At 75.7% G+C, this 6,798-nt stretch carries 7 protein-coding genes; 5 read left to right on the top strand and 2 right to left on the bottom strand.

The window, feature by feature from the left end; translation table 11 throughout:
• Positions 1–328, top strand: a 328-nt coding sequence (locus LCE31_RS34100) for an ArsR/SmtB family transcription factor (RefSeq protein WP_225021435.1), incomplete at its 5' end; no start/stop codon positions are given.
• A 191-nt stretch (positions 329–519) separates the two neighbouring features.
• On the opposite strand, the gene LCE31_RS34095 is transcribed toward LCE31_RS34100, so the two are convergent.
• Positions 520–1,206: a PhzF family phenazine biosynthesis protein gene (locus LCE31_RS34095; protein WP_225021434.1), complete on the bottom strand. Its 687-nt coding sequence runs from the start codon at positions 1,204–1,206 to the stop codon at positions 520–522.
• A 217-nt stretch (positions 1,207–1,423) separates the two neighbouring features.
• Here LCE31_RS34095 and LCE31_RS34090 point away from each other — a divergent pair, with 217 nt between their 5' ends.
• Entirely contained in the window at positions 1,424–2,404 is a 981-nt protein-coding gene (locus LCE31_RS34090; RefSeq protein ID WP_225021433.1) for a hypothetical protein, read from the top strand.
• Positions 2,405–2,504: 100 nt separating this feature from the next.
• On the top strand, positions 2,505–3,371 hold the full coding sequence (ddaH, locus tag LCE31_RS34085; RefSeq protein ID WP_374118644.1) for a dimethylargininase: 867 nt from the start codon (positions 2,505–2,507) through the stop codon (positions 3,369–3,371).
• Here ddaH and LCE31_RS34080 read toward each other — a convergent pair.
• A complete protein-coding gene (locus LCE31_RS34080; protein WP_225021431.1) occupies positions 3,360–4,424 on the bottom strand; it encodes a small ribosomal subunit Rsm22 family protein in 1,065 nt (354 codons plus the stop codon). The two genes, ddaH and LCE31_RS34080, sit on opposite strands and share 12 nt — an antisense overlap.
• Before the next feature lie 95 nt (positions 4,425–4,519).
• Here LCE31_RS34080 and LCE31_RS34075 point away from each other — a divergent pair, with 95 nt between their 5' ends.
• Both LCE31_RS34075 and LCE31_RS34070 read left to right on the top strand, forming a co-directional pair.
• Positions 4,520–5,884 carry an MFS transporter gene (locus LCE31_RS34075; protein WP_225021429.1) on the top strand — a complete coding sequence of 455 codons (1,365 nt, stop codon included), beginning with the start codon at positions 4,520–4,522 and terminating at the stop codon, positions 5,882–5,884.
• A gap of 126 nt (positions 5,885–6,010) precedes the next feature.
• On the top strand, positions 6,011–6,798 hold a 788-nt coding region (locus LCE31_RS34070), incomplete at its 3' end, for an AfsR/SARP family transcriptional regulator (RefSeq protein WP_225021427.1).

Here is a 6,798-nt window from a genome sequence, read left to right as displayed (position 1 = left end):
GCGGGCCTGGAGCGGCGTCGTCGCCTCCGCGCCCTCCGAGGCCGCGCGCGCGGCCGCCGCGCCGGCCGGCGCCGGAGCAGAGCCCGGTGCCGGGGCCCTGGTGCGCCTCCTCGGCGCGAACCGGGCGCGGCTGCTCGCCGGGCTCGACGCCCCCGCGTCCACCACGGAGCTGGCACACCGGCTGGACCTCGCGGCCTCGTCCGTCTCCGCGCACCTGGCGGTGCTGCGCGCCGCAGGGCTCCTCGTCTCACGGCGTCACGGCCACCAGGTCCTCTACGAACGCACCGAGCTCGGCGCCGCGTTGGCCCGGCCGCACGAGCGGCGGTGACCGGGCGGAGCGCGCCCGCCTCGGGGACACACCCAGCCGTACCGCCTGCCCTTACGCGGCGAAACGCGGCTGTCGTCACGCGGCGAACCGCGCCCGCCTCACGCGGCGAACCGCGCCCGCCTCACGCGGCGAACCGCGCCCGCCTCACGCGGCGAACCGCGCCCGCCTCACGCGGCGAACCGCGCCCGCTCTTACGAGGCGAACCGCACCCGGCCGCCCAGCTCTATCTCGCCGTTCGGCGCCGGCGCCGTCAGCAGTTGCGACCCGCGGCCCTGGGTGATGTTGAGGGCCCGGCCGAGGTGGGCCGTGAGCAGCAGCGCCGCCGCGCCCGTGGCCTCGTCCTCGATGATCACCTCGTCGCGGCGCGGGAAGGCGCGCGCCCTGACGCGGCCCGCCGCCTCGTCCTCCCACGCCCACGCGTACAGCCAGCCCTCCCCGGGCGGCGGCGCGGGCAGCGCGTCGACCTCGGCCGGCGAGCCGAACCGCTGGAGCGTGCGCGGCGGAACCCACTCGGGCCGCGCCGAGATCCACGTGAACTCGCCGTCCTGGCGCACCCACACCTCGCCCGCCTCGGCCTGGAGCGACTCCACGTCGAGCAGCCAGGCGGCGCCGACCAGCGGGTGCCCGGCGAACGGGAGCCGCACGCCCGGCGCGTAGATGTCCACCACGCCGCGCTCCGGGTCGTCCACGAAGACCGTCTCGCTGTGGCCGAGCCGGTCCGCGAGGGCCTGGCGCGCCGCCCGGTCGCGGCACTGCCTGCCCTCCCGTACGACCCCGAGTGTGTTGCCGTGCCGCCCGTCGGCGGCGCAGAACACCCGGAGCACGTCGAGGGGCGGAAGGGGCGCCGGGGGCTCGGCCCGCTGCCGTGTCTCTGTCACGCGGGCATTCAAGCATCCCCGCGCGGCGCGTTGCCCCTTCGGGATTGCCTGACCGACTCCTGACGGGCGCCGTGTGCGACTTCCGGCCCGGTCCGGCCCTGTTCGCGGGCCGCGGCGCGGCTCGTCCATCCGGTCCCGGACCTCAGCCTGTCGCCGCTGCCGGTAGGGTTCTTCGGACGGGTTGGGTCCACGAGGTCCGGGAAGCAGAAGACGACCGATGAGAAGGCCGATTCGAACGGCGTGGCTCGCGATGACGGCCACGACGGTGCTGTCACTGGCGGCGAGCGGTTGCGTGACGGTGCACGGGGAACTGGCGGTCGTCCCGTCGGTGAAGCGGAGCGAGGCCGCGAAGGCCCTGACCGGCTTCGTCGACGCGTACAACGCCGCCGACAAGTCGTACGACCCGGCCCTGGACCAGGGACGGGTCAGCGGCGCGCTCGGCGCGATCAACCAGGCGGGGCTGCGGTCCAACGCGGCGACCAGCCCGGGCGGGAACCCGCAGCACCGCGATCTCGTCCTGAACGACGCCCGGTTCACGATCCCGAAGAAGGCCGGCTGGCCCCGCTGGTTCGTGGCCGAGGCGACCCCGGCGGGAGCGCGGAGCGACGGCCCCGACGCCGTGCGGTGGCTCATGGCGTTCGTCCGCGACAGCCCCGACGCCGACTGGAAGGCCGCGTACCTCACCAGCATGAAGGCCTCCGCGATACCGCGGTTCACGACGGGTTCCGGCGGCTACGCGGTGCCGGTCGCGGACAAGGCCGGGGGCCTCGCGGTGGCCCCGGGCGAACTCAGCGCCGACTACGCCGCGTACCTCCAGAGCGGCAGGCCCGGCGACTTCGCGCCGGGGCCGCACACCGACCAGTGGCGGGCGAGCCGCGCCAAGACGGCCAAGCAGTCGGCCAGCACCATGCAGTACATCGACCAGCCCCTGAAGGACGGCGACTTCGCGCCGCTGGCGCTCGCCACGAAGGACGGCGGCGCGTTCGTCTTCTTCGCGACGCGCTACTACCAGCGCCAGACCACGGCCGCCGGCTACCGCCCGCAGGTCCCGAAGGACGTGGCACCGCTCGTGCGCGGCACCGTGCGCACGAAGCTGACGAAGGAGTGGGTCTCGGCCCAGGCCGCGCAGGTGCCCCCGACCGGCAAGGTCACGATCCTCAGCCGCCTGGAGGGCGTGACCGGCGCGACGGGCTCCTGACGCAGGCCGTGGCCCGGCCCGGCGTCTGAGCCGCCGGGCCGTGGCGACGGAGCGGAACCACCCGAACGGAAGGCAGCGCGAGAACCGGTCGCGGCGCACGATGGCGGTGACGCACGACGCGTGTGCCATCACCCTCCGTGAGGAGACCGCTGTGTCCCGAGACGCCTCGCCACGCCGCTATCTGATGTGTCCGCCCGCACACTTCCGGGTCACGTACTCCATCAACCCCTGGATGGACCCGGCGAAGCCGGTGGACGTGCCGCTGGCCGTCGCGCAGTGGGAGGACCTGCGCGACCGGTACACCGCCCTCGGGCACACCGTCTCGCTCCTCGATCCGCGCCCGGACCTGCCCGACATGGTGTTCGCGGCGAACGGCGCCACCGTCGTCGACGGCCGCGTCCTCGGCGCGCGCTTCGCGCACCAGGAGCGTACGGCGGAGGCCGGGGCGCACCTCACCTGGTTCCGGGCGCAGGGCTACGCCGACGTCCAGGAGCCCGCCCATGTCAACGAGGGCGAGGGCGACTTCGCCGTCACGGCCTCGTACATCCTGGCGGGTCGCGGCTTCCGCAGCTCGCCGCTCGCGCACGACGAGGCGCAGGAGTTCTTCGGCAGGCCCGTCATCGGCCTGGACCTGGTGGACCCGCGCTACTACCACCTCGACACCGCGCTGTGCGTACTGGACGACGCGGCCGACGAGATCATGTACTACCCGGAGGCGTTCTCGCCCGGCAGCCGCTCCGTCCTCGCCCGCCTCTTCCCCGACGCCCTGATCGCGGCCGGGGACGACGCGGCGGCCCTCGGGCTCAACGCCGTCAGCGACGGCCTGCACGTCCTGCTGCCGAGCGCCGCGGCCGGACTGTTCGCGCCGCTGCGCGCACGCGGGTTCGAGCCGGTCGGCCTCGACCTGTCGGAGCTGCTGAAGGGCGGCGGCAGTGTGAAGTGCTGCACGCAGGAGCTACGCGGCTGAGCCGCCCCCGGGGCCCGGCGCCCCCGAGGTGTCCGGCGTGTCTGAGGCGCCCGACGTGTCTTGGGGCGGCGGCCACGCGTCGCCCCAGTCCGTGTCGCGCGCCGCCCGGTACAGGGCGCCGCGGCGCTTCGTCACCGTCTCGCGCCGCAGCCCGTCCACCGCGGTGCACAGATCCAGCAGCACCTGGCCCTTCCTGAGCTGCGGCCTGCGGACGACCCGCGCCGCCGCCGGAGCGAGCGCCCCGCCCGGACGCACCGCCGCCACATAGCTAAACTTCTCGTCCTCGTACGGCAGGGACCCGCCCTTGACCTGCCGGTGCAGCGAGGACCTGCCGACCCGGGCCGCGAAGTGGCACCAGTCCGTGCCGCGCTCGATCGGGCACGCGCCGTCGTGCGGGCAGGGCGCCGCCACCGTGAAGCCCGCCGCGATCAGCAGCTCGCGGGCGCCGATGACCCGCTCGTACCCGTCGGGGGTGCCCGGCTCCACGACCACCACCGCCCGCGCGGACCGTGCCGCGCCCGCCACCAGCGCCCGGCGGTCGTCCTCCGTCAGCTCCTTGAGGACATAGCCGACGGTCAGCAGGTCGCACGGCGGCAGCTCCCCGGCCGTGGCGCCGATACGGCCCCGCCGCCACTCCGCGCCCGCCAGTCCCGGCACGCCCGCCGCCAGGTCCCGGCCGACCGCGAGCGCCGGCTCGGCCCAGTCCAGGACGGTGGTGGCGCGCCCGCCCGGCCAGGTCGCGCCCGCCGCCCAGAGCGCGGCGCCGGTGCCGCCGCCGACGTCCAGGTGGCTGCGTGGAGCCCAGCCGGGCGCCGCGTCCGCGAGCGCGCCGAGGGCGGCCCGCAGGGCCTCGAAGGTGGCCGGCATCCGGTACGCGGCGTACGCGGCGGCGTCGGACGCGTCACGCAGCACCGGGGCGTGGGTGGGGGTGGTGCCCCGGTACGTGGCGATCAGCCGGTCGACGGCGGCCGCCGCCCGCGCGGGCGGCAGCCCGTCCAGCAGGCCGGCGAGCGCGCCGCGCAGGGTTTCCGAGGTGGGGAGGATCGCGTTCACCGCGGAATTCTAGACTCGACCCGGAGATCCGGTTCGCGACGGGCGCACCGCGCGCACGGCACAGCACACAGCGCAGGGCGCAGGGAGGGCGGCGGATGGTGGAGCCAAACGAACGCAGGGCATCGGGCGACGGCGGGTGCGGCACACGGGAGGACACCGCGACGGCGGCGGCCGAAGACGGTACCGCGGCCGGAGAGGCCGCGCGCGGCGGGGACGGTGCGGTACGGGGAGAGGGCGGGGGCCCGGCGCCGTACCCGGCCGCTGACGGGGCGGCGACCACACCGTCCCGCTCGCTCATGACCCGCCCGCTCCTGGTGCTGTTCGCGGTCGCCGCGGGCGCGGCGGTCGGCAGCCTCTACTACGCGCAGCCGCTGCTCGACGTGATCGGCGGCGACTTCGGCGCGGGCGACGGGACGGTCGGCCTGCTGGTGACCGCGACGCAGGTGGGCTACGCGCTCGGCATCCTGTTCATCGTGCCCCTCGGCGACCTGCGCCAGCGCCGCGTGCTCATCCCGGTGATGATGGTGCTCTCCGCGCTCGCCCTGGGCGCGTGCGCGGTGGCGCCGGACATCGCGACGCTGGCGGGCGCGCTGATCGCGGTCGGGGTCACGACCGTCGCCGGGCAGATACTCACCCCGCTCGCGGGCGACCTCGCCGACGACGCCTCGCGCGGCAAGGTCGTCGGCATCGTCGTGAGCGGCATCCTCACGGGCATCCTGATCGCCCGGATCTTCGCGGGGCTCGTGGCCTCGGCGTTCGGCTGGCGGGTGGTGTTCCTGGTCGCCGCGGTCGTCGCCGTCGTACTGGCCGCCCTGCTGTACCGGTCCATACCGAAGCTGCCGCCCCGCTCGACCACGCTCTCCTACCGCGCCCTCCTGAAGTCCGTGTTCTCGCTGGTCGCGACGGAGCCGAAGCTGCGGATCAGCATGGTCTTCGGGATCTTCGGGTTCGGGGTGTTCACGATGCTGTGGACGTCCCTGACGTTCCTGCTGTCCGGCCCGCCCTACAACTACCCGACCGCGGCCATCGGCTTCTTCGGCGTCGCGGGGCTCATCGGCGCGCTCGCCGCGCAGGGAGCGGGCCGGCTGCACGACCGGGGCAGCTCCGTCGCCGGCGTGGGCCTCGCCTGGGCGCTGATCCTGGTGTCCTGGGTCGTCGTCGGCTTCGGCGGGCACGTCCTGGTGGTCCTGGTGATCGGCATCATCACGCTGGACATCGGCATCCAGGGTCAGAACATCCTGGCGCAGTCCCGCGTCTTCCAGATCTCCGCCGAGGCGCGCAGCCGCCTGAACACGGCGTACATCGCGGGCAACTTCATCGGCGGCGCGATCGGCTCCGTCGTCGCGACCACGGTGTGGGACGCGGGCGGCTGGCCCGCCGTGAGCGTCACCGGCGGTGCCCTCTCGCTGGCGGCCCTGATCGTCTGGGCGGCGACCCGGCGCGGCGCGCTCCAGCCGTGACCGGGGGGCCACGGGCGGCGCGCTCCAGCGGTGACCGGGGGCCGCGGGGACGGGCCGGGACGGTGGCCGGGGGCGCCGCCCGCGTATTCCGCGGGCACCGGAGCGCGGCTGGGGGACAATGACGCCATGCGCTACCGAGTCCTCGGCACCACCCACGCGTTCCACGACGACGGGACGCCCGTCGCCGTCGGAGGCGCACGCCTGCGTGCCCTGCTCACGGCGCTCGCCCTGCGCCCCGGCCGTACGGTCCCGGTCGGCGTCCTCGTCGGCGAGGTCTGGGACGGCGACCCGCCCGCCGACGGCGTCGCCGCGCTCCAGGCCCTGATCGGGCGGCTGCGCAGGACGCTCGGGCACAAGGCGGTCGCGTCCACGGACGGCGGCTACCGGCTGTGCGCGGCCGAGGACGACGTCGACGCGCACCGGTTCACGCGGCTGGCGGCCGAGGGCACCCGGGCCCTCGCCTCGGGCGACCCGGTGAAGGCGAGCGCGCTGCTCGCGGACGCCCTGGCCCTGTGGCAGGGCCCCGCCCTCGCGGACCTGCCCGACCGCGCGAGCGAGGCGACGCGCTGGGAGACCCGCCGCGAGGAGGCGCGCCGCACCGGCCTGGCCGCCGCGCTCGCCCTGGGCAGAGCGGATGAGGTGCTGCCCGAACTGACCGCGCTGTGCGACGAGTTCCCCCTGGACGAGCGCCTTCGCGCCCTGCGGATCAGGGCGCTGAGGGACGTCGGCCGCCCGGCCGAGGCGCTGGCGGTCTACGAGGAGATACGCACGACCCTGGCCGACCGGCTCGGCGCGGACCCGGGCCCCGAACTCCGTGCCCTGCACGGTGAACTGCTCGTCTCCGTGCCCGCGAGCGGAAACCGGGCCGCCGTCCCGGCCGCCCCGTCCCGCCCGTCCGGCCTGCACCATGGACC

This window comes from Streptomyces sp. 8L, from assembly GCF_020176795.1.
In the GTDB taxonomy this organism is placed as follows: Bacteria; Actinomycetota; Actinomycetes; order Streptomycetales; family Streptomycetaceae; genus Streptomyces.
This window is presented reverse-complemented; position numbering and strand designations above follow the sequence as displayed.

Bases quoted from the DNA above. Each gene is read 5' to 3' on its own strand.
- LCE31_RS34090 (WP_225021433.1), top strand. From the start codon at position 1,424: ATGAGAAGGCCGATTCGAACGGCGTGGCTCGCGATGACGGCCACGACG.
- ddaH (WP_374118644.1), top strand. From the start codon at position 2,505: ATGGCGGTGACGCACGACGCGTGTGCCATCACCCTCCGTGAGGAGACC.
- LCE31_RS34075 (WP_225021429.1), top strand. From the start codon at position 4,520: ATGGTGGAGCCAAACGAACGCAGGGCATCGGGCGACGGCGGGTGCGGC.